This window comes from Meishania litoralis (genome assembly GCF_042611095.1).
GTDB lineage: Bacteria > Bacteroidota > Bacteroidia > Flavobacteriales > Flavobacteriaceae > Meishania > Meishania litoralis.
The window spans coordinates 666,306-688,571 of the sequence record NZ_JBHFPV010000001.1 but is presented as its reverse complement, the minus strand read 5'-3'; the positions used below and the strand labels follow the sequence as shown (position 1 = coordinate 688,571).

The window sequence follows — 22,266 nt, the reverse complement described above, 5'->3', positions numbered from 1 at the left end:
TAAAATTATGCCTAGAAGAGCAGGAGCACCAGAAGTAAACGCCGGTTCGATGGCCGACATCGCATTCTTGTTGTTGATCTTTTTCTTGGTGACCACCACGATTGAGACTGACGCAGGTTTGGACCGTATGTTGCCGCCGATTGAACCACCGGAAGAGGATGTTATTATCAAGCAGAAAAATATATTTCAGGTATTGATCAATAAAAATGGTCAATTGCTCGCCGATGATAATATAATAGGCCTCAAAGAGCTTAGAGTTAAGGCAATGGATTTCCTGGACAATAATGGTGATGGTACATGTACCTATTGTAAGGGCAAGAAAGATGCGGAATCTTCAGATAATCCCACCAAGGCCATTATTTCCTTAAAAAATGATAGGGAGACCAAGTACGGTACCTATATTACGGTTCAAAACGAAATTGTGGGTGCATATAACGACTTGCGAAATCGTGAGGCACAACGCTTATATGGTCAAGATTTTACCGACATGGAGGCGACGTATCTTAATCCGGAAACACCGAGCGGCGTTAGGGACGAACTAAAGGAGAAGGTGAAAAGAATTCAAGATTTGTTCCCTCAAAAGTTTTCCGAGGCGGAAACTTCTACGTCGAATTAAACGATTTTTATAAAGAAGATAATATTATGTCAAAATTTGCCAAGAAAAAGAGTGGAGAGCTACCTGCGGTATCGACTGCCTCTTTGCCTGATATCGTTTTCATGCTTTTGTTCTTTTTCATGACCGTAACGGTAATGAAAGACAGTACGGTCAAAGTAGAGAATACTTTGCCGAATGCCAGTGAAATAAAAAAGCTTGAGAAAAAGGATAGGGTAATCACCATTTACGTGGGTGCCCCTACCCAAGAATATCAAAGTACATTCGGTAGTGAGCCGAAGATTCAGTTGAACGATAAGTTTGCAAGCCCTTCGGAGGTCGGTGATTTTATTTTGATGGAACGTGCCAAAAAGGCCCAAGAACTTCAAAATGTATTGACCACTTCACTTAAGGTCGATAAGAATGCAAATATGGGATTGATATCTGACATTAAACAGGAATTGCGTAAGGTCAATGCCTTAAAGGTGAACTACACTACGTATGAAGGCGATGCCTTCAACAACATCAATTAAATTAGTTATTAAAGAACCAAAGACGCTCTAAATATTTATTTGGAGCGTTTTTTTGTGCTATCAATTGTTGTAACTTTAATACTATGAGATTTGTTTTCTCAATCTTACTTCTTTATTGTGCCTCTCAGGTGTCTGCCCAAGGTATTTCGAAACCGCTCGATACTAATTATTTGGAAGATCAATTCTATGTGGGCATTACCTATAATTTTGTTAGGAACAAACCCAACGATATTACCCAGCGTAACTTATCATATGGCCTTCAAGGTGGTCTAGTCAGGGATTTTCCCATCAATCGGAGCAGAACAAGGGCATTTGGATTAGGTTTGGGCTATGCTGTCAATTCCTATTATTCAAATATGAAAGCTGAGGAAATCAACGGTGTTATTACTTATTCCCCGGTAGGTAGTAATGTGGATCTTAAGAGAAGTAAGATAGAAAACCACTTGATTGAACTTCCGATAGAGTATCGTTGGAGAAACTCCACTCTCGAAGAATATAAGTTTTGGAGAATATATACCGGGGTGAAATTGGGATATGTTTTTGCAAGTAGGTCAAAATTTGTTACCGAAAGTGAAAAAATATCGTTCTCCAACGGCGATGTGCGCCAATTTCAATATGGGTTGACATTCAGTTTTGGATGGAATACTTTCAACGCCCACGTCTATTATGCCTTGAGTAGCATTTTTAAGGATGATATCACCATTGACGGTGAACCCATTGAAATGAAGCCTTTGCGTGTAGGTTTCATATTTTATATCCTTTAATATTAGTGGTCGTGGCACGAAAGTTGCTACTTTTTGGTTGGGAAATGCTTGGTAAATGTTCCCTTAAAACAACCTTTCCTTCCTAGAGCAACATTTAGTGCCCCAGAATTCACATGTTTTCAACACCTGCCTGGCGGGCAAAAATAGTATTGTCCAATACATAAACCACTTAAGTATGAAAAACAGGGGAGAAACACCAGGGGTAAATGCGGGCTCAATGGCCGATATCGCATTTTTATTATTGATTTTCTTTTTAGTGACCACCAGTATCGAGACCGATGTCGGTTTTAATCGTATGCTTTCGCCGATTGATATATCGCCGCCATTGCCCTATAATGATAAAAACATACTACTCGTACAGGTCAATCACAATAATGAGATTCTCGTCGATAATGAATTGGTTGATATTACTGATTTAAGAAGGATCGCAGTCGCATTTATCGATAATGGAGGTGCTACTCTAGACTCAGAGCACTATTGTGATTATTGTCAGGGGGAAAGAAGTGTATTTTCTTCCGAAAACCCGAACAAAGCGGTTATTTCGCTTAGCAGCGAACGGGATACTGGTTATGCCACCTTTATAGCCATACAAAACGAATTGGTCGGTGCCTATAATCAATTGAGAAATCGAGAAGCGTTAAAATTATATGGGGTAAAATATACCGATATGGAATCTGAATACCTCAATGTCACCTCAAAGGGTAGAAAGGCAAAACTTAAAGAGAAAATTGAAACTATCAAAAGACGCTATCCACAAAAATTATCGGAGGCCGAAATCAAATAAACCAATACATGATGATAAAATATTCCAACAAGACAGATGGCGGAGTTCCTCCAGTGTCTACCGCTTCACTTCCAGATATTGTTTTTATGCTTCTGTTCTTTTTTATGACGGTAACGGTTATGAAAGATTCAACATTGAAAGTCGCCAATGAACTGCCCAATGCCAGTGAGGTCAAAAAAATGGAAAAGAAAGATCGCATCATCTATATTCATGTGGGGAGACCTACAGAAAAATATAGCGCAGTTTTCGGATCCGAACCAAAAATTCAATTGAACGACAAATATGCCGAAGTGAGCGATATTGGTACCTATGTGCTCGAACAGATTGGCAAGATGCCAGCACATTTAAGGCCATATGCCACCATTTCACTAAAAGTTGATAAGCGTACAGGTATGGGTCTGATATCGGACATTAAACAAGAGTTGCGTAAAGTAAACGCATTAAAGGTAAATTATACGACCTACGATGGCGATGCTTTTATGAATTTAAGAAAAACCGATAATTAAATTGGACTGAAACCTAGTTTTATAACCAAAATTTGACGGTCAACAATTGAGTGGTCATACCGATACAGAGCCCGATGAACAATTCGGCCTTGGAATGTGCCTTTAGATAAAGTCTTGAACTGGCCACAAGTCCCGTCAACAAGGTTATTATGCTCAAGGCTATGGTTATGTTGATTTCAAAATGAACACTCAGGCTAATCATGAACATCAATAGGCTGCCCATGCCCATTAAGTGCATGCTACATTTAAGATTGAGAAACAACAACAATAAGGCGGTCATGGAAGCGGCGATGAGCCCTAAAAAAAAATAGTATAGCTCCACAATGTAATTATTCGGGATCACTTTGTACAGGATCAAGAACAAGAGTAGGATATTGATGTACAGCGGATATTTTCTTTCACGAATATCGGGGATATGAATGTTGGTGACCAAACCTAGATTTCTCAGGATTAAAAATGAAATTATTGGGATGATAACCGTGAGAATAAAAATAGGGAGAACATTGCCTCCCTGAATTTCGAGGGGACTATATTTAGGGGTAATGATAAAATAGGTCAAAGTACCCACAATCGGAACAAAAAGTGGATGGAACACCAATGAAACCAACTTTAGAAACTTCCCCATCAGATTTGCTTTCTCAACCGTGCCACGGGAATATCTAGTTGCTCCCTGTATTTGGCAACAGTTCTTCGCGCGATAGGATATCCTTTTTCTTTTAATATGGAGGCCAGTTTATCATCGGTAAGTGGCTTCTTTTTGTTCTCCTCACCGATGACGGTTTCAAGAATTTTCTTTATTTCTTTGGTAGAGACATCTTCTCCCTGGTCATTTTTCATTGACTCAGAAAAGTATTCCTTGATCAATTTGGTCCCGTAGGGCGTATCGACATATTTGCTGTTTGCCACCCTACTGACGGTTGAAACATCCATATGTATTTCATCGGCAATATCCTTCAATATCATGGGGCGAAGGTTGCGCTCATCTCCGGTCAAGAAATATTCTTTCTGATATTGCATGATGGCGTTCATCGTAATAAAAAGGGTCTGCTGCCTTTGGCGTATCGCGTCGATAAACCACTTTGCCGCATCTAATTTTTGCTTGATGAACTGTACAGTATCTTTTTGCGATTTAGATTTCTCCTTGGCATCCTTATACCCTTTCAACATATTACTGTACTCCCTAGAAACATGAAGTTCGGGGGCGTTTCTGCCGTTAAGGGAAAGTTCGAGTTCGCCATCGATGATCTTAATGGAAAAGTCGGGCACGACATGCTCGACGATTCGGTTGTTTCCTGAATATGACCCGCCGGGCTTTGGGTTCAGTTTCTCAATTTCCGATATGGCATCTTTTAATTGTACTTCTGAAATACTATGTTTTTGTATTAGTTTTTTATAGTGTTTCTTGGTAAACTGTTCAAATGATTTTTCAAGTATGGTCTGTGCCAATTGAACGCTTGGTGTGGGTTCTTTTCGTTTAAGTTGTATTATCAAACACTCCTCCAAAGACCTGGCCGCTACCCCTGGGGGGTCCAACTCTTGTACCGTTCTCAATATTCTACCAATGGTTTTTTCATCGGTATATATGTTCTGTGTGAATGCGAGGTCGTCCAAGATATCGGTCAATGGCCTTCGAATATATCCGCTTTCGTCAACGCTACCCACCAAAAATTCCGCAATGGCCCATTCCTCCTCGGTCAAATATTCAGTGTTAAGTTGATTTAGAAGGTACTGATTGAAAGAGATACCCGCTGCATAGGGTACACTTTTTTCTTCATCGTCGGCACTGTAATTGTTAGCCTTGGTGCGATAGTCGGGTATTTCGTCATCGCTGAGATATTCGTCGATATTGATGTCTTCAGCGGTTATGGTTTCATTATCCGTTTCACCTTCGAATACGTCGTCGTAGTCATCATTGATGAGGTCTGATTCATCCTTGCCGCTCTCCAAGGCAGGATTCTCTTCGAGTTCTTGTTTTAACCTTTGTTCGAAAGCTTGTGTAGGAAGTTGTATCAGCTTCATGAGCTGAATCTGCTGGGGGGATAGCTTTTGAGATAATTTGAACTGTAAATGTTGCTTTAGCATACAGGTCGATTGAGTGCCTTATAAAGTTAACGAATTCAAATCAAAACTCCGCATTCTGGGGGGTTCGTGGAAAAGGGATTACATCCCGTATATTTCCCATTCCAGTAGCGAATTGAACCAATCTTTCAAAACCAAGGCCAAAACCACTATGTACGGCGGTACCGAATTTTCGTAGGTCAAGGTACCACCAAAGTTCTTTCTCGGGTATGTCCAAGGCCGCCATCTTTTCCTTTAGTATGTCAAGACGTTCTTCGCGCTGCGATCCGCCAACGATCTCACCGATACCGGGAAACAAAATATCCATTGCGCGCACCGTCTTGCCATCTTCGTTCAAACGCATGTAAAAGGCCTTAATATTTGCCGGGTAATCGAAGAGAATTACGGGGCACTTAAAGTGCTTTTCGACGAGAAAACGCTCATGTTCACTTTGCAGATCCGCTCCCCATTCCTCGATTATATACTGGAATTTTTTCTTCTTATTGGGCTTGCAATTTTTAAGAATTTCGATTGCTTCGGTATAGGTCAACCTTTTGAAACGGTTTTCCACGATAAACTTCAACTTATCGATTAGGGCCATTTCACTACGTTCGGCCTGAGGTTTCGATTTTTCTTCATCGAGTAATCGCTTTTCCAGGAAAACGAGATCATCTTCACAATTTTCAAGAATATACTTGATTACGCTTTTGATGAAATCTTCCGCAAGGTCCATATTGGCATCAAGATCAAAAAAGGCCATTTCTGGTTCGATCATCCAAAACTCGGCCAAGTGCCTAGAAGTGTTCGAATTTTCGGCCCTGAAAGTCGGTCCGAAGGTGTATACCTTGCCAAGGCCCATGGCATAGGCCTCTGCTTCCAATTGGCCAGAGACGGTCAGATTGGTCTCCTTTCCAAAAAAATCTTCCTTGTAATCAATATTGCCATTGCCATCTAAAGGTGGGTTTTTTCCATCTAAAGTTGTTACCCTGAACATTTCGCCTGCTCCCTCGGCATCGGATCCAGTGATTATGGGGGCGTGAAAATAATAGAATCCGTTTTTTCTAAAATATTGATGAATGGCAAATGACAAGGCCGAGCGCACGCGCATTACAGCGGCAAAAGTGTTGGTGCGAACGCGAAGATGGGCTTTTTCCCTTAAAAATTCCAAAGAGTGCTTTTTGGGTTGAATGGGATATGTCTCAGGGTCAGCACCTCCATGAACGGTTACATCTTTGACCTGAATTTCAACATTTTGCCCTTTGCCCTGGCTTTCTACCAAAGTGCCTTTTACCGTTAAAGCGGCACCGGTATTGATCTGCCTTAGCAATGCTTCATCGAATTGCTCGAAATCTACAACGCATTGAATATTGTTGATAGTTGAACCATCGTTCAAGGCTATAAACCGATTGCTTCTAAAGGTTTTGACCCAACCATTTACGGTGACCTCTTGCGATAAGGGCTCCTTATTAAGTAATTCTTTTATGCTGATTGAAACCATCTTCAAAAATTAGACCCCAAAGATAGGTTTTTGATAAAAAAGAACCGACTTGAAAAAGCCAATTATTGGACTTATGAAGTGCCATCGTCGACATTCTTGCCACGCCGCATTTCTTCTTTGGGCAAAATATCGATCTGTGGTTTTTTCAAAACTTCTTTATTGGCAATGCTACGCTCCAACGAAAGTAATAATGAAGGTAACAATACAAGATTGGCGAGCATGGCAAATAGAAGTGTTGCCGAAACCAACGCCCCAAGGGCGACCGTGCCCCCAAAATTCGATATGGTGAATACCGAAAAACCGAAAAAGAGTACAATTGAAGTGTAGAACATACTGACACCCGTTTCGCGCAAAGCTGCATAAACAGACTTCTGGATCCGCCATTTGTTGGCAATCAATTCTTGGCGATATTTGGCCAAAAAATGTATGGTGTCGTCAACCGAAATGCCGAAGGCAATACTGAAGACCAGAATAGTCGATGGCTTGATCGGTACGCCTACAAAGCCCATGACCCCTGCAGTAATTACCAATGGCAGTAAATTGGGTATGAGCGAAATAATGATCATGCGAAAAGAACGAAAGAGGTATGCCATAAAAAGTGCGATCAGAAATATGGCAAACGCCAACGAAAGCACTAGGTTCTTGACCAGATATTTGGTGCCCTTTAGAAAAATAAGCGCACTGCCTGTCATATATACGTCATATCGCTCGGACGGAAAAAATTTATCGATATTCTCTTGAAGTCGACTTTCGATAGCTTCCATACGTTCGGTGCCGACATCTTTCATAAATGTCGTAATCCGTGCAATTTGTCCGGTACTATCGGCAAAACTTTTTAAAAGATTACTATTTCCCGATGATTTAGCGGCCACCTGCATGATGAAATTATGCTCTTGCGTTGTGGGTAATTGATAGTACTTCGGTATGCCGTTGTAAAAGGCCTGTTTACTATATTTGACCAAGTTGACCACTGAGACGGGTCTTGATAGTTCTGGAATTTCTTCGACCACATCGCTTAATTGATCCATCCGCTTGAGGGTAGCAGGTTTCATTATACCTTTTGGACTTTTGGTATCGACCACGATTTCAACGGGCATAATGCCATCAAATTCTTCCTCAAAAAAACGAATGTCCTTGAAAAACTGTTTGTTTTTGGGCATATCTTCAATGGGGCTGCCCGATATCTTTATCTGATATATGCCAATGATGCTGATGACCAACAAAGCGATCGATACGATATAAACCGATATTCGTTTTTCACGAACGAGGTGTTCCATCCAATTGACAAAGGCATCGATCCAACGTTTGTTAAGGTGTTTCAAGTGCTTCGTTTTCGGAAGCGACATGAAACTGTATACAATAGGGATGACAAGAAGTGAAATGATAAAAATTCCTATGATATTGATCGAGGCTACGATACCAAATTCTTTCAAGAGTTTACTGTCGGTAATTATGAATGTTGCAAAACCGGAAGCCGTGGTCACATTGGTCATCAATGTGGCATTTCCGATTTTGGAGATGACCCGTTGTAAAGAGAGGGCCTGATTTCCATGTTTTTTTACCTCTTGTTGGTATTTATTGATCAAAAAAATACAATTTGGAATTCCGATCACAATGATCAGGGGAGGAATCAAAGCGGTAAGTACCGTGATTTCATATTGCAACAGTCCCAAAAATCCGAAAGCCCACATTACACCGATGATAACAACGAACATCGATATGATAGTGGCACGGAAACTTCTGAAAAAGAAAAAGAAAATAAGCGAGGTCACACCCAACGCGGCAAGAATGAATTTGCCGATCTCGTCAATGATATTCTGCGAGTTTAGGGTTCGAATATAGGGCATGCCAGAGACATGGACATCGAGACCGGTCTCCATTTCAAAATCATTTATTAACGTGGTAAGATCTTTTAGAACAAAATCTTTGCGTACAGAGGTATTGACAATATCCTTGTCTAAATACAATACGGTACGAACCGTTCGACTTTCTGCATTGTACAATAGATTGTCGTAGAAAGGTAAATCGTTAAAAAGATGTTTGGTGATGGTGTCCAATTCCGATTGCGACTTTATGGGAGATTTGATAAGGGCATCCAATACAAATTCTTGCTTTGTATTGTCCTTTTTCAATTCTTGAAGATTATCCGTTGAAATGACAAAATCAACTTCGGGGAAAGCAGCCAATTGTTTGCTGAGCTTGTTCCAGCGATTGAAGTTTTCAGTGGTAAAAAGACTGCTGTCGCGAATGGCGAAGGCAATAACATTGCCTTCCTCGCCGAATTGGTTCAAAAATGATTGGTACTGAACATTAACAGGGTGCTCATCTGGCAATAGGTTTGCTTGAGAACTACTAAAGCGCATTTTATCCCACTGAAGGCCCATGAAAAAGGTAAAGGCCGCTACCAAAAACAAGATCAAAATACGATTGCGTAAGATGATCCGTGCAGTTCTTGCCCAAAAACCTTGTGTTAGTTTAGCTACCATTTTAGAATGCGACTTTTGCTTTTGCCAATAATTAATACCCTATATAGCCATCGGTTCGAAGTAAGCCCGCGATATGACATGGTCTTTTTCCTTGCCAAAAACAGGGCAAAGGTAGAAAATGCAAGATTGTGTTCCTAGAACGGCTGTTTTTATTCCGTAATGAATATTGATTTTTTCTTTTGGATATAAAAATATTGGTGGGATGCCGTGTTGAAGCAAAAGAACATTCAAACAAAAAAAAGCGACCATTGGTCGCCTAAAAACTTTTTGGTAACGTGATTACACCTTCATGATCTCAGCCTCTTTTACCCCTAGAAAATTATCAATTTTCTTGATATAGGTATCGGTAAGTTCTTGTACATCGGTTTCGGCATTTTTTTCGAGGTCTTCAGAAATATCGAGCTCTCGAATTTCTTTGTTGGCATCTTGTCTGGCATTTCTAACGCCAACTTTTGCATCTTCGGCCTCGGCTTTGGCCTGTTTGACCAATTGTATCCTTCGCTCTTCTGTAAGCGGCGGTACGTTGATTATGATCAAATCGCCATTGTTCATCGGGTTGAACCCCAGATTAGCGTTCATAATGGCCTTTTCTATTTCAGACAACAGAGATTTTTCCCAAGGTTGTACCGAAATCGTACGGGCATCGGGAGTATTGATGTTCGATACTTGTGACAATGGTGTTTGCGAACCATAATAATCTACCTTGACATTAGACAACATCGAAGGGCTTGCCTTGCCTGCCCTGATCTTAACGAATTCCTTCTCTAAATGGGTGATCGCTGCATCCATACTTTCCTTGGCGGCATCTAGAATAAATGTAATTTCCTCATTCATATGTAAAACTTTAATAATATGATAAGCACAAATTGTACCGGAGTTATAGATTTACTATCGTACCAATATTTTGACCTTCCAAGATTTTCGCCAAATTTCCCTTTTTGTTCATATCGAACACGATAATGGGTAATTGGTTTTCCTGACTTAAGGTAAAGGCGGTCGTGTCCATCACCTTTAACCCTTTTCTAAGAACATCGTTAAAAGATATCGTATCGAATTTGGTCGCGTTAGAGTCTTTTTCGGGGTCTGAGGTATAGATACCATCGACCCGGGTACCTTTTAAAATAACATCGGCTTCCATTTCAATCGCTCGCAAGACTGCCGCCGAATCAGTTGTGAAATACGGATTGCCCGTACCTCCACCAAAAATAACGACCCTGCCCTTTTCCAAATGTCGCATTGCCTTTCTGCGAATAAAAGGTTCTGCGACCTCATTGATCTGAATGGCCGATTGCAATCTCGTCTGCACTCCTTGAATTTCCAATGCGCTTTGAAGGGCCAAACCATTGATGACCGTCGCCAGCATGCCCATGTGGTCTGCTTGAACGCGATCCATACCGCTGCTTGCACCTGCCAGGCCCCTAAAGATATTTCCTCCCCCGATTACAATGGCAACTTCGATTCCTTTTTCGACTACTTCCCTGATTTCCTGAGCATATTCGGCGAGCCGCTTACCGTCTATTCCGTATTGCTTTTCGCCCATTAAGGCCTCGCCGCTAAGTTTTAAAAGTATTCGTTTGTATTGCATCGGTCGTGTTTAATTCAGAACAAAAATAGTCAAAAAAAATTATGGAGAGCAGGTAAGGTTAGGCGTAAAAGAATCCTTAATTATTTCATAATAATGTCCTTCATGTGTACTGAATTTTATAATCTTGCAGCGCTTTAAAACCGATAACTTTATATATGATGATCAGAAAATTAGGAATAATAATGCTTGTTGTTGGCATGCTATACGGCTGTAGTGCTGCAAAGTCGATCCCTGCAGCCGACAAAACTCCGATCAGTGCCATTTTGGATATTGACAATATTGTTGACGATAAGGTCATGGTCGAGATCGATCCTGGCGCCTTTGCTCAAGAAACGGTTTCGTTTTATATACCCAAAACGGTTCCGGGTACTTATAGCAGTGACAACTACGGTAAGTATATCGAAGGTCTTAAGGCTTTGGATTATGATGGAAAAGAACTGGTCGTTTCTAAGGCCGATGATAATACCTGGAACATTTCGAACGGAAAAAACCTGGACAAGGTTACCTACTGGGTCAACGATACCTACGATTCCGAAAACGAAATTGACGAGGCCGTATTTTCCCCGGCAGGCACGAATATTCTAAAGGGTGAAAATTTCATGCTGAACCTACATGGTTTTGTGGGCTATTTTGATGGTCTTAAGGAGGTGCCTTACGAACTATCGGTCAAAAAGCCAACAGGATTGGAATCTACCACATCCCTAACAAAGAAAACCGAAACCGATGATCCGAATATAGAGGTTTTCTTGGCGAGTCGTTATTTCGACGTCATCGACAATCCGATATTATATTCAAGACCGAACACAGAATCTTTCAAGATCAATGATATTACCGTTACGTTAAGCGTGTATTCTCCAAATGGAACGTACACGGCCTCTGGTTTGAGAGAACGTATGGAAAAAATGATGGCCGCCCAAAAAACCTTTTTGGGCGATGTCGATGGTACAAAAGAATATAACATTTTGTTGTACCTGTCTGAAATGGGGGATACTGATGCCAATGGGTTTGGAGCTTTGGAACATCATACTTCAACGGTCGTGGTCCTGCCCGAAGTGATGCAAAAAGAAGCATTGGAACAGGCAATGGTCGATGTGGTCTCACACGAGTTCTTTCATATCGTTACCCCGTTGAACGTTCATTCAGAAGAGATTCAGTATTTTGATTTCAACGACCCGAAAATGTCACAACATCTTTGGATGTACGAAGGTACCACCGAATATTTTGCCAATTTGTTTCAGATACAGCAAGGGTTGATCGATGAGACGGAATTTTATGAGCGCATCATCGGCAAAATAAACAATGCAAAATCTTATGACGATGCGATGTCGTTTACCGTGATGAGCCAAAATATTTTAGAGGAACCTTATAAGGCAAATTATGCCAATGTATATGAAAAAGGGGCATTGATCAATATGGCCCTTGATATATTGCTGCGTGAGAAAAGCAATGGTGAAAAGGGAGTGCTATGGATGATGAAAGAGCTTTCGAAGAAATATGGCAACAATACACCGTTCAAAGATGAAAATTTGATCGAAGAGATTGTTGCGATGACCTACCCTGAAGTGCGGGAGTTTTTTGAAACACACGTTATCGGCGATACGCCAATAGACTATGCCCATTATCTGGCCAAAGTTGGTCTTGAAACAACAACTTCGGAAAAGCAGACCGGTTATTTTCTTGATGGTGAGGTTCCTTTTATCGATGTCGATCAGTCTAATGACAATGCCGTTTTTGTTCGAAAGGGAATCGAATTGAGCACTTTCTATAAAGAATTGGGTCTTCAGGGCGGTGATGTCATCAAGAGCATCAACGACACACCCATCAACTTGGAGGCGATTCGCCCGATAATAGGACAAAGCTTTGGATGGACACCCGATACGGAAATTAAGATGACAGTCGATCGCGATGGGGAAGAAATTGCTGTGGAAGGCAAAGTGGGAAGCCCGACTTTAATGGTAGATGAAATAGTTACCGCTGAAGGTTCAAGTACCGAACAATCAGCACTTCGGGAAGCATGGCTCAAAGGCTAAATGATACTCGTTTCTTTAAATTTATAACGCCACCGATCAGGTGGCGTTTTTTGTTCGAAAAAACTACCTTAAAAGAAATTTTGAATTTTTTGTAACCTTTTCCAAAAACCTCGGTTTACCCTTTTGAAGACAAAAAAATGCAGCAGCTGACCGATAACGCATTGATGCTTAAAGTAAAATCCGGCGAGTTCGATAAACTCGGCCTTCTGTACGAGCGCCATAAAAAAAGATTGTTCGGGTTCTTTTATAACATGAACAACAATGCCGCTATTAGCGAGGATCTGGTACAGAATGTTTTCGTAAGAATGCTGAAATACAGGTATACCTTCACAGGAGAAGGGTCTTATAGTGCCTGGATGTTCAAGACGGCCCGTAATGTGAATTATGATTATTACCGAAAGAACAAGAACGAAAATAGGCACAGCGATTTGGATTCAGTGGAATACAAACTGTACGATGACAAGGATTTGAATTCTATAATGGATCAAAATGATTCGGTATCGTTGTTGAACAGGGCCATGCAGAAATTACCGTTAGAAAAACGTGAAATATTGATTTTAAGTAAATACAAAGAAATTAAGTTCAGCGAGATAGGGGAGATGTTGGGTTGTAGTGAAGGAGCGGCCAAGGTAAAGGCCCATAGGGCCTTGAACGATCTGCGCAGCATTTTTTTGCAATTGGAAAATAGTTGATACTATGGATAAGGAAAAGTTTGAAATAGCGATGATGGAGTATCTGACGGATACTTTGAACGAGGATGAAAGAAGAGGGTTCGAAGAATTCCTGCAAGCGAATCCTGAACATCGAGAACAGTTTGAAACCTTGGAACAAACTTGGAATGGACTTGGCGAAGGCAAAGTTCCCGAGCCTTCCGAAGCGATGGACGGGCGCTTTTTTGAGATGCTCCACGGTGAAATCGAAAAAGTCGAAAAGTCCAAAGGAAATTCCAGAGATTGGTTGGCCACATTTGTCGAAATCCTTTGGAAACCGCAGATGGCCTATGGCATTTTATTGCTTGTCTTGGGAGTTGGTTTAGGTTATTATTTAAATTCCGAAAGTGAATCCGAGAGGTTTGTAAAGACTACGGTCGTCGAAAACGGTGAAACCGAAGCCGTACGTGAAAAACTGGTACTCACCTTATTGGATCAGCCTTCGGCCAACAAACGGCTGCAAGGTATCAATGAGGCCAATAAAATTGCAAAGGTCGACGAAAAGGTAATCAATGCCTTGTTACAGACATTGAACAATGATGCCAATGTAAATGTACGTTTGGCCGCCATAGAATCATTGACCAACTATCTCGACGAGCCTTTGGTGCGGGAAGGTTTGGTACAGTCTATAGTAAAACAAGATTCGCCTATCGTTCAAGTGACACTGGCCAATCTAATGGTGGCTTTGCAAGAGAAAAGATCGATTGAACCGTTCAAGAAACTTATGCGTTCCAAAGAATTGGATGCATCGGTCAAGAAGAAACTGGAAACATCGATAGCATCGATAATTTAAAATATTCATCAATTAATTTACGAACAGTCAAATTTTAGAAACATGAAAAAAACGATTACCTGTATGGCCTTAGTGGTATTCTTGGGCATGCAAAACGCCACGGCGCAAAAAAAAGAGTTCAAAGAGGTTATCAAAAAAGAACTTGCCTACAAGAACACCGGAAATGAAAGAATGCTCGAAGTTCATAATCTCAACGGTTCGATAACCGTTGAAGGTTATGATGGCGACATTGTACTGCTTGAAGTCGATAAGGTTATTTCCGCACGTAATTCGAACGATCTGGAACTCGGCAAAAAGGAAGTCGGGGTCAATGTGTTGCACGCAAATGGTCGATTGATCGTTTACCCAGATGTGCCCAATATGCATTATAAGGACGGTCGTTTTACTTCAATCGATTGTAATGGTTGGGAAGAATCACCGTATGAGCACACACTCAATTTCAAGGTCAAAATGCCAAAAGAAAGCCGGCTTAAGGTCGGTGCTATCAATAACGGTGAGGTTTTGGTCAAGAATACTAGGGGCACCTATATCAATGCCAATAATATCAACGGAGGTATTGAATTGATGAACATAACGGGTCAGACCAAAGTACACTGTATCAATGGCGAAGTCCGTATCTCGTATGCCGATAATCCGGTCGCTTCGTCAACATATTATTCGTTGAACGGCGATATCAATATTACCTATCAAAAAGACCTCTCTGCAGACATAGCTTTTAAAAGCATGAACGGTGAACTATTTACCGATTTCGATATCTCAAATCAATATGCCAAGACTACTAAAGACGGATCTGGTGGTAAGAACACGAAGTATCGCTATGAAGCGAAACCTGTGGTACAGATCGGTAAAGGCGGTCTTGAATTCGACTTTGAGACTTTGAACGGTGATGTGATAATCAAAAAAATCTAAATGAGTTCAATAAGACAAGAGAATTTAAAATACGATATCATGAAGAAAATAAAGATAGTTTTTATTGCATTGCTTTGGGTACCCCTGATTTTAAATGCCCAAGAAGATAGTGTCGAACTGTTCACGGTACCTTTGAGCAATCCTGGTAGTTCTGGTAAGTTGATTGTCGAACAATTGGCGGGATCTATCGACGTAATGGCCTATGAGGGTGCCGAAGTAATCGTCAAGGCTTCCTTTGGAAATGACAACCGCCGAAAGGACAAAAAGGAAAAAGACGGACTTAAGCGAATCGAAAACAGTTCCATGAAAATAAGTGCCGAGGAAAAAAACAATACGGTGCAGATCATCAATGAACAATGGAACAAGCCCACAAATCTTGAAATCAAAGTACCCGTGAATTTTTCTCTGAAATTAGGTACGGTAAACAAAGGAAACATTACGGTACATGGCGTTAAGGGCGAGTTCGAGATCAGCAATGTCAATGGGGAGATAACGGTTGAAGACGTAAGCGGATCCGTTTCTGCAGATACGGTCAACGGTGATATCAAAGTGAATTTTATATCGGTCAACAGTGGGGCGAGTATGGCTTTTAGTAGTATGAACGGTGATTTGGAGGTTACGTTTCCAAGTACAACAAAAGCCGATTTAAAGCTGAAATCGGAAATGGGCGATATCTTCACCGATTTTGACATGGCCTTGGATAAGCAAAAGCCTGTAGTCGATAAAAATAATTCCGGGGGAAAATACAAGGTCAAAATCGAACAATGGGTCAATGGAAGCATCAATGGTGGAGGACCTGAAATGCTTTTTAAGACCTTTAACGGTTATATTATCTTCCGGTAAAAATAAAATCGAAGTTCCGATAGAACAAAAAGCCCCGGCCATTGGCCGGGGCTTTTTGTTTTTGGTATGATCTAAAGATTTATCCTAAAGCCACACGCTCAAATCCTGTAACTTCCAGATCGGCATTTACCGATTTTACATACTGGGCAACACTTTGTTTGCTGTCTTTAATGAAATCTTGGTTTACCAAAGTATTGTCTTTAAAGAAACGCTTTAATTTACCTTTTGCTATATTGTCCAACATGGCTTCCGGTTTTCCTTCCTGGCGCAATTGATCTTTGGCGATTTCGATTTCCTTATCGATAATCGATTGGTCAACACCTTCTTCGTTCAGGGCAACAGGATTCATTGCAGCGGCCTGCATGGCCACATCTTTGGCGGCAACGGCAGCACCTTCAACGGCAGCTGAAAGGCCTACCAAAGTAGCAATTTTATTGCCCGCATGAATATAAGAACCAACAAAAGGCGCACTTAGCTTGGCAAACCCGCCAATCTCTATCTTTTCGCCGATGACACCCGTTTGCTCGGTCAACTTTTCTTGAACGGAGATGCCATTATAATCGGCGGCCAAGAACGAGTCTTTGTTGTCGTGGCCCAATGCCAATTCGGCCAATTCGTTTGCCAAGGTTACAAATGTCTCGTTTTTTGCTACGAAATCGGTCTCACAATTCAATGAGATGATTACACCTTCAGTATTTTCAGTATTGACCTTCGCGATGGCCGCACCTTCCGAAGAATCTCTATCGGCCCTCTTTGCGGCTACTTTTTGTCCTTTTTTACGAAGTATTTCAATCGCTTTGTCAAAATCTCCTTCGGCTTCGACCAGGGCATTTTTACAATCCATCATGCCTGCTCCTGTGGTCTTTCTTAATTTATTTACGTCTGCTGCGGTAATTTTTACCATAATTCGAATTCTTTAGTTGTCATTCCCTGACTGACGGGAAGTCTTTTTGAATATTTTTTTATCTGTGCTAACTTACTCTACGCCACCTTTGACCTGATCTTGCCATTCTTTAAGTTCGTCCCATTTACCATCTGCCGCCATTTTAGCTTGCTTTGGCCATGAAGTCGGGTCAAGATGCGCCATTCTCGAACTTGCTTCGGTCAAGATTTCCTTTATTGCGTACGGCTCGGCTTTGGAGACCTTTTCAAAAGTATCCAAACCTGCGTTGATAAGGGCTTCAGCCGCTTTAGGCCCCACCCCTTCTATTTTTGTAAGGTCGTCGTCACCTTTATCCGCTTTTGCCTTCGATTTTTTGGGAGCCTCTACCTTTTCGGCCTTTTCTTCATTCGGCTCTTCAACGTCCTTCTTGAATTTGGCCACTGCTGGCTTTTCAATTTTTACCTTAGGCACTTTTTCGTCAAGGGTCTCATCTTCCATGTCGTCTACAACCGTATTTGTTGTTTCTTCCACATCTTCAGCATCTCCTTCGTCTTTTGACTGCTTTTCTGATTTACGTTCGGCCAAACCTTCCGCTATCGCATTGGTTACCTGTGTCATGATGATGTCTATCGATTTGGAAGCATCGTCATTGGAAGGGATTAAAAAATCGACGTCACGGGGATCACTATTGGTATCGACCATCGCAAAAATCGGAATGTTCAATTTTTGGGCTTCCTTTACGGCAATATGCTCGCGCATTGTATCAACGACGAACAATGCTCCTGGTAAACGTGTCATTTCAGATATTGAACCAAGGTTCTTTTCCAATTTGGCACGCAGACGATCCACCTGTAACCGCTCTTTTTTAGATAGGGTCAGAAAAGTGCCGTCTTTTTTCATACGGTCGATGGATGCCATTTTCTTGACCGCCTTTCTGATAGTAACGAAATTGGTCAACATTCCGCCCGGCCATCTTTCGGTAATGTAAGGCATGTTTACGTTCGCCACTTTTTCGGCCACTATGTCTTTAGCCTGTTTTTTGGTGGCAACGAAAAGAATTTTTCGCCCTGAAGCTGCAATTTTTTTGAGGGCCTCATTGGCCTCCTCCATTTTTGCAACTGTTTTGTAAAGGTTGATTACGTGAATCCCGTTTCGCTCCATGTAGATGTAGGGCGCCATATTAGGGTTCCACTTTCGCGTTAGGTGGCCAAAATGCACACCTGCTTCCAATAAATCTTTTACTTCGACTTTTTTAGCCATTTTTAATTTAGTTTACGTTCTTTTGAATTAGCAATGCCGAAGTGGTATCCCATAATAGTAAATGGGAAGCCTTCAACATTTAGATGCTAAACTAATTTACCTTGGCCATGTTGAATTGAAATGGCCTAAGGATTTTTAATTGCTTCCGCCTCGGACGGAAAACTTTCAATGAACTTGTTAATAAAATATAATCGAAACATCCGCCAAAGGCGGATGGTCTGTTGTACAATTTATCGTTTCGAGAACTGGAATTTCTTACGGGCTTTCTTCTGACCGAATTTCTTACGCTCTACCATTCTGGGATCCCTTGTCAAAAGTCCCTCTGGTTTTAAAGTTGCCCTGTTCTCGTCGTCGATTTCACACATTGCCCGTGACAACGCCAAACGAATGGCCTCTGCCTGTCCGGTAATTCCACCACCGTAGACATTGACCTTAACATCATAATTGTCTTCGGTGCCTGTTAGGGCGAAAGGCTGCTTTACCTTGTATTGAAGTGTCGCCGTAGTGAAATAGTCATTGAGGTCTCGTTGGTTGACCGTGATATTTCCCTTGCCTTCCGAAACATATACTCTGGCAACCGCCGTTTTTCTTCTTCCTATTTTGTGAATCGTTTCCATTACTTAAACTCTTTTAGGTTGACTACAGTCGGTTTTTGTGCTTCTTGACCATGTTCGGTGCCTGCATAAACTTTTAGGTTTCTGAAAAGCTCGGCACCCAATCTATTTTTGGGTAACATTCCCTTTACCGCTCTTTCGATAATGCGTTCAGGATGCTTTTGCAATACCTCAATGACAGAAGTCGATCGTTGCCCGCCGGGATACCCCGTATAACGCAAGTAATTTTTCGACTCCCATTTGTTGCCAGACATTGTTATTTTTTCGGCATTGATAATGACCACGTTATCCCCACAGTCAGTGTGCGGCGTAAAATTTGGCTTGTGCTTTCCCCTAAGCATTTTTGCGACTTTAGAGGCAAGACGTCCAAGTGTTTCTCCTTCTGCATCTACCAATAACCACTGCTTGTCAATGGTCTTTCTATTGGCCGAAATGGTCTTATAACTTAATGTGTCCACACTACTGTTTTTATATATTAAACACTTCAATCCCCAGAAATGGGCTGCAAATGTACATTAAATTACTTGAAATACAAATGCAGGTTTCTGATTATTTTTTCATTTTTTCTCCCTTTTTGACCGTTCCCATGCTAAGCGCTCAATTGACCGCATCAGTGTTTATATTGTCATTGTTAAAAAAATCTTAAAAAGGAAGATGTGTTGTAACTCCTTGTAGTTTGGCGAGTCTTTAAGTTACATCGATCAAAAAATCACCCATGAGAACCTGCCTTGTATTAGCTTGGGCATTGTGTTTTGTAAAATTTACGACCTTTGCACAAGATTCCACTTCTGTAGTACCCAAACGAATATACCGGACCAAGACCATTGTCAATCAACCCGCGCCCGTAATCGATGGACTTTTGAATGATCCATCTTGGAACACGGTCGAGTGGGGCAACGACTTTATCGAGACCCGCCCCGATGAAAATACACCGCCTAGCCATCAGACCCGATTCAAGATTATCTATGATCCTAAATTTCTCTATATCGCCATCAGGTGTTTTGATGACGAACCCGATAAAATCGTAAAACGTCTCTCAAGAAGGGATAGTTTCGATGGCGATTGGATAGGAATTTTCATTGACAGCTATCATGATAAGCGAACTGCATTTGGCTTTATCGTATCTGCGGCGGGAGTGAAATCAGATGTCTTTGAATCGAATAACGGGGGAAGTGAAGACGAAAGCTGGAACCCGATCTGGTATACCAGAACGAATATAGATTCGGAAGGATGGACAGCCGAGATGAAAATTCCGTTGAGCCAACTGAAATTCGGAAAATCGGGCGAACAGGCTTGGGGGCTAGAGGTCATGCGACGGTATTTTAGGGAAGAGGAGCGTCATGTCTGGCAAAGGCTTCCGGCGGACACTCCAGGATTTGTCAGCGAGTTTGGAGAACTACATGGACTTTTAAATTTGCAACCTCAAAAACAATTGGAGATACAACCCTATACCGTAGCAAGTATAAAAACCTATGAAGCCGAAACGGGTAATCCCTTTAGAGACGGAAACGATGGTAAACTGACGGGTGGCCTCGACGCCAAAATCGGAATTACGAATGACCTGACCTTAGATTTGACCATAAACCCTGATTTCGGTCAGGTAGAAGCAGATCCATCGGCTATCGCCCTCGACGGTTTTCAGATTTTTTTCAGAGAACAACGACCTTTCTTTGTCGAGAACAAAAACATATTCGATTATAGCGTTTCAAATTCTGAGGCAGGCAATACCTTTGGATCCGACAATCTCTTCTATTCAAGAAGAATTGGCCGAAGTCCCCAAGGATATCCCAACGCGACCGGCGATGAATTCGTTGACCAGCCTGAGAATACCAATATTTTGGGTGCTGCCAAATTCAGTGGAAAAACTAAAGATGGCTGGTCGATCGGAGTATTGGAAAGTGTTACCGCTAGAAAATATGCGACCATAGAAAATACGGGTTTGCGCAGGGAAGAATTGGTCGAACCGTTGACCAATTACTTTGTGGGCCGAATTCAAAAAGATTTTAACGACAGAAATACGTTCATTGGCGGAATGTTTACAGCTACCAATCGCGAGAATCTTTCCGAAAATGTCGATTTTCTCCATAAATCGGCATATTCCGGAGGGTTTGATTTTAAGCATCAATGGAACGAACGTGACTGGTATTTGGGCGGAAATCTTATTTGGAGCCATATCAAAGGAAGTGCTGAAGCAATACAAAATACCCAAGAATCTATAGCGCACTTGTTTCAGCGTGTCGATGCCGATCACGTCGAGGTCGACCCCGAGCGTACATCGATGACGGGCTCCGGGGGCAATGTACAGATCGGTAAGATAGGTAATGGGCACTGGAAATTCGAGTCGGGTGCCACCTGGCGTTCCCCTGAACTCGAAATCAACGACATCGGGTTTCAAACCAGGGCAGATGATATAAGGCACTATACCTGGATCGGCTACCAGACTTTAAAACCCGATAGTATTTTCAGAAAAGTCGGTATTAACTATAATCATTGGAGTGCTTGGGATTTTGAGGGCAATCACAATATGTTGCAGTTCAATACCAATAGTTGGCAGAACTGGAAAAACAACTGGTTCACCAATCTAGGCCTTAACTATAAACCGATCCAATATTCGAATTTTGCGCTTCGTGGAGGCCCGAGGTTAAGGCAGTCTTCGGACATTAGCTTTTGGAACGGTATCAACACCGATAACCGAAAAAAGTTAAGGTACAGTATGTTTCATCGAGGAGGTAAGGCACTTGACAATTCCTACGCAACCTACTATATCGAAGCAGGATTTTCATATCAACCGTTTAATGCGCTGCGCATTTCGGCATTTCCGGAGTACAGCATTAACAATGATAAGCTTCAATTCATTGATAATATCGATGTGACCGGTGAAGTAAGATACCTGAACGGTAAGGTCGAACAGCGCACCTTGAGCATGTCTTTGCGAATCAACTATACCATAAACCCGAACCTGACCATTCAATATTGGGGGCAGCCCTTTATCTCAAGGGGGCGGTATTCTGAATTTAAACAAGTGACAGACCCCATGGCCAAAGTTTTTGATGATCGCATAACATTGTATTCTGGAAATCAGATCGCTTTTGCCGATGATGTTTATTCGGTCGATGAAAACCTGGACGGCAATGTTGATTTCACATTTGATAATCCCGATTTTTCTTTCATTCAATTTAGGTCGAATCTTGTGGTCCGTTGGGAGTATATCCCGGGATCAGAAGTATTCTTGGTATGGTCACAGGACCAATCCCGATCTGGCAATCCAATGGACAGACTTTTTAATAGTCTTGGGGATAATATTTTTGGTGATAGCAAACCGCAGAACATCTTTCTTTTGAAAGCTACCTACCGGTTTGTGTTATAAAATATTAAGTTGATTTCTGCGTTTTATGAGCGTAAAACTAAATTACGAACC

General features: G+C 41.6%; 21 protein-coding genes. 11 read left to right on the top strand and 10 right to left on the bottom strand.

Features of this window, described 5'->3' with window-relative positions; genetic code table 11:
- Positions 1-7 precede the first annotated feature (7 nt).
- The 5 genes from ACEZ3G_RS03065 (at position 8) to ACEZ3G_RS03045 (ending at position 3,179) form a co-directional block, all read left to right on the top strand.
- Entirely contained in the window at positions 8-616 is a 609-nt protein-coding gene (locus ACEZ3G_RS03065; RefSeq protein WP_432424005.1) for an ExbD/TolR family protein, read from the top strand.
- Between the two features lie 26 nt (positions 617-642).
- On the top strand, positions 643-1,125 hold the full coding sequence (locus tag ACEZ3G_RS03060; RefSeq protein WP_432424004.1) for an ExbD/TolR family protein: 483 nt from the start codon (positions 643-645) through the stop codon (positions 1,123-1,125).
- 83 nt (positions 1,126-1,208) lie between these two features.
- Positions 1,209-1,889 (top strand): porin family protein, encoded by a 681-nt coding sequence (locus ACEZ3G_RS03055; protein WP_432424003.1) that lies wholly within the window; start codon positions 1,209-1,211, stop codon positions 1,887-1,889.
- 175 nt (positions 1,890-2,064) lie between these two features.
- On the top strand, positions 2,065-2,673 hold the full coding sequence (locus tag ACEZ3G_RS03050; RefSeq protein WP_432424002.1) for an ExbD/TolR family protein: 609 nt from the start codon (positions 2,065-2,067) through the stop codon (positions 2,671-2,673).
- An 11-nt stretch (positions 2,674-2,684) separates the two neighbouring features.
- Positions 2,685-3,179 (top strand): ExbD/TolR family protein, encoded by a 495-nt coding sequence (locus ACEZ3G_RS03045; RefSeq protein ID WP_432425138.1) that lies wholly within the window; start codon positions 2,685-2,687, stop codon positions 3,177-3,179.
- 19 nt (positions 3,180-3,198) lie between these two features.
- On the opposite strand, the gene ACEZ3G_RS03040 is transcribed toward ACEZ3G_RS03045, so the two are convergent.
- From ACEZ3G_RS03040 to pyrH, 6 genes are all read right to left on the bottom strand, one after another.
- Positions 3,199-3,804 (bottom strand): hypothetical protein, encoded by a 606-nt coding sequence (locus ACEZ3G_RS03040; RefSeq protein WP_432424001.1) that lies wholly within the window; start codon positions 3,802-3,804, stop codon positions 3,199-3,201.
- Positions 3,804-5,261: an RNA polymerase factor sigma-54 gene (gene rpoN / locus ACEZ3G_RS03035; RefSeq protein ID WP_432424000.1), complete on the bottom strand. Its 1,458-nt coding sequence runs from the start codon at positions 5,259-5,261 to the stop codon at positions 3,804-3,806. Before rpoN ends, ACEZ3G_RS03040 begins: the two co-directional genes overlap by 1 nt.
- 40 nt (positions 5,262-5,301) lie before the next feature.
- Entirely contained in the window at positions 5,302-6,735 is a 1,434-nt protein-coding gene (gene asnS / locus ACEZ3G_RS03030; protein ID WP_432423999.1) for an asparagine--tRNA ligase, read from the bottom strand.
- Positions 6,736-6,806: 71 nt separating this feature from the next.
- The gene (locus ACEZ3G_RS03025) at positions 6,807-9,221 is read right to left on the bottom strand and encodes an efflux RND transporter permease subunit (protein WP_432423998.1); all 2,415 of its coding nucleotides are present in this window, start codon (positions 9,219-9,221) and stop codon (positions 6,807-6,809) included.
- A gap of 279 nt (positions 9,222-9,500) precedes the next feature.
- Positions 9,501-10,055 carry a ribosome recycling factor gene (frr, locus tag ACEZ3G_RS03020; protein ID WP_432423997.1) on the bottom strand — a complete coding sequence of 185 codons (555 nt, stop codon included), beginning with the start codon at positions 10,053-10,055 and terminating at the stop codon, positions 9,501-9,503.
- A gap of 43 nt (positions 10,056-10,098) precedes the next feature.
- On the bottom strand, positions 10,099-10,806 hold the full coding sequence (gene pyrH / locus ACEZ3G_RS03015; protein ID WP_432423996.1) for a UMP kinase: 708 nt from the start codon (positions 10,804-10,806) through the stop codon (positions 10,099-10,101).
- Between the two features lie 161 nt (positions 10,807-10,967).
- Between pyrH and ACEZ3G_RS03010 the strand changes: the two genes are divergently transcribed.
- From ACEZ3G_RS03010 to ACEZ3G_RS02990, 5 genes are all read left to right on the top strand, one after another.
- The gene (locus tag ACEZ3G_RS03010; RefSeq protein ID WP_449288536.1) at positions 10,968-12,836 is read left to right on the top strand and encodes a M61 family metallopeptidase; all 1,869 of its coding nucleotides are present in this window, start codon (positions 10,968-10,970) and stop codon (positions 12,834-12,836) included.
- A gap of 137 nt (positions 12,837-12,973) precedes the next feature.
- Positions 12,974-13,528 carry an RNA polymerase sigma factor gene (locus ACEZ3G_RS03005; RefSeq protein WP_432423994.1) on the top strand — a complete coding sequence of 185 codons (555 nt, stop codon included), beginning with the start codon at positions 12,974-12,976 and terminating at the stop codon, positions 13,526-13,528.
- A 4-nt stretch (positions 13,529-13,532) separates the two neighbouring features.
- On the top strand, positions 13,533-14,339 hold the full coding sequence (locus tag ACEZ3G_RS03000; RefSeq protein WP_432423993.1) for a hypothetical protein: 807 nt from the start codon (positions 13,533-13,535) through the stop codon (positions 14,337-14,339).
- 42 nt (positions 14,340-14,381) lie between these two features.
- Complete coding sequence (locus tag ACEZ3G_RS02995; protein WP_432423992.1) at positions 14,382-15,248, top strand: DUF4097 family beta strand repeat-containing protein; 867 nt, start codon at positions 14,382-14,384, stop codon at positions 15,246-15,248.
- Complete coding sequence (locus ACEZ3G_RS02990) at positions 15,249-16,091, top strand: DUF4097 family beta strand repeat-containing protein (protein WP_432423991.1); 843 nt, start codon at positions 15,249-15,251, stop codon at positions 16,089-16,091.
- A 79-nt stretch (positions 16,092-16,170) separates the two neighbouring features.
- Here the strand turns inward: ACEZ3G_RS02990 and tsf are convergent, their stop codons facing one another.
- The 4 genes from tsf to rplM form a co-directional block, all read right to left on the bottom strand.
- Positions 16,171-16,995: a translation elongation factor Ts gene (tsf, locus tag ACEZ3G_RS02985; protein ID WP_432423990.1), complete on the bottom strand. Its 825-nt coding sequence runs from the start codon at positions 16,993-16,995 to the stop codon at positions 16,171-16,173.
- Between the two features lie 72 nt (positions 16,996-17,067).
- Positions 17,068-18,234, bottom strand: coding sequence for a 30S ribosomal protein S2 (gene rpsB / locus ACEZ3G_RS02980; protein ID WP_432423989.1), 1,167 nt, complete (start codon positions 18,232-18,234; stop codon positions 17,068-17,070).
- Between the two features lie 230 nt (positions 18,235-18,464).
- Positions 18,465-18,851 (bottom strand): 30S ribosomal protein S9, encoded by a 387-nt coding sequence (gene rpsI / locus ACEZ3G_RS02975; protein ID WP_432423988.1) that lies wholly within the window; start codon positions 18,849-18,851, stop codon positions 18,465-18,467.
- Positions 18,851-19,306, bottom strand: a complete 456-nt coding sequence (rplM, locus tag ACEZ3G_RS02970) for a 50S ribosomal protein L13 (protein WP_432423987.1) — start codon at positions 19,304-19,306, stop codon at positions 18,851-18,853. The genes rpsI and rplM overlap by 1 nt, the downstream gene beginning before the upstream one ends.
- 257 nt (positions 19,307-19,563) lie before the next feature.
- Here rplM and ACEZ3G_RS02965 point away from each other — a divergent pair, with 257 nt between their 5' ends.
- On the top strand, positions 19,564-22,215 hold the full coding sequence (locus ACEZ3G_RS02965; protein WP_432423986.1) for a DUF5916 domain-containing protein: 2,652 nt from the start codon (positions 19,564-19,566) through the stop codon (positions 22,213-22,215).
- Positions 22,216-22,266 lie beyond the last annotated feature (51 nt).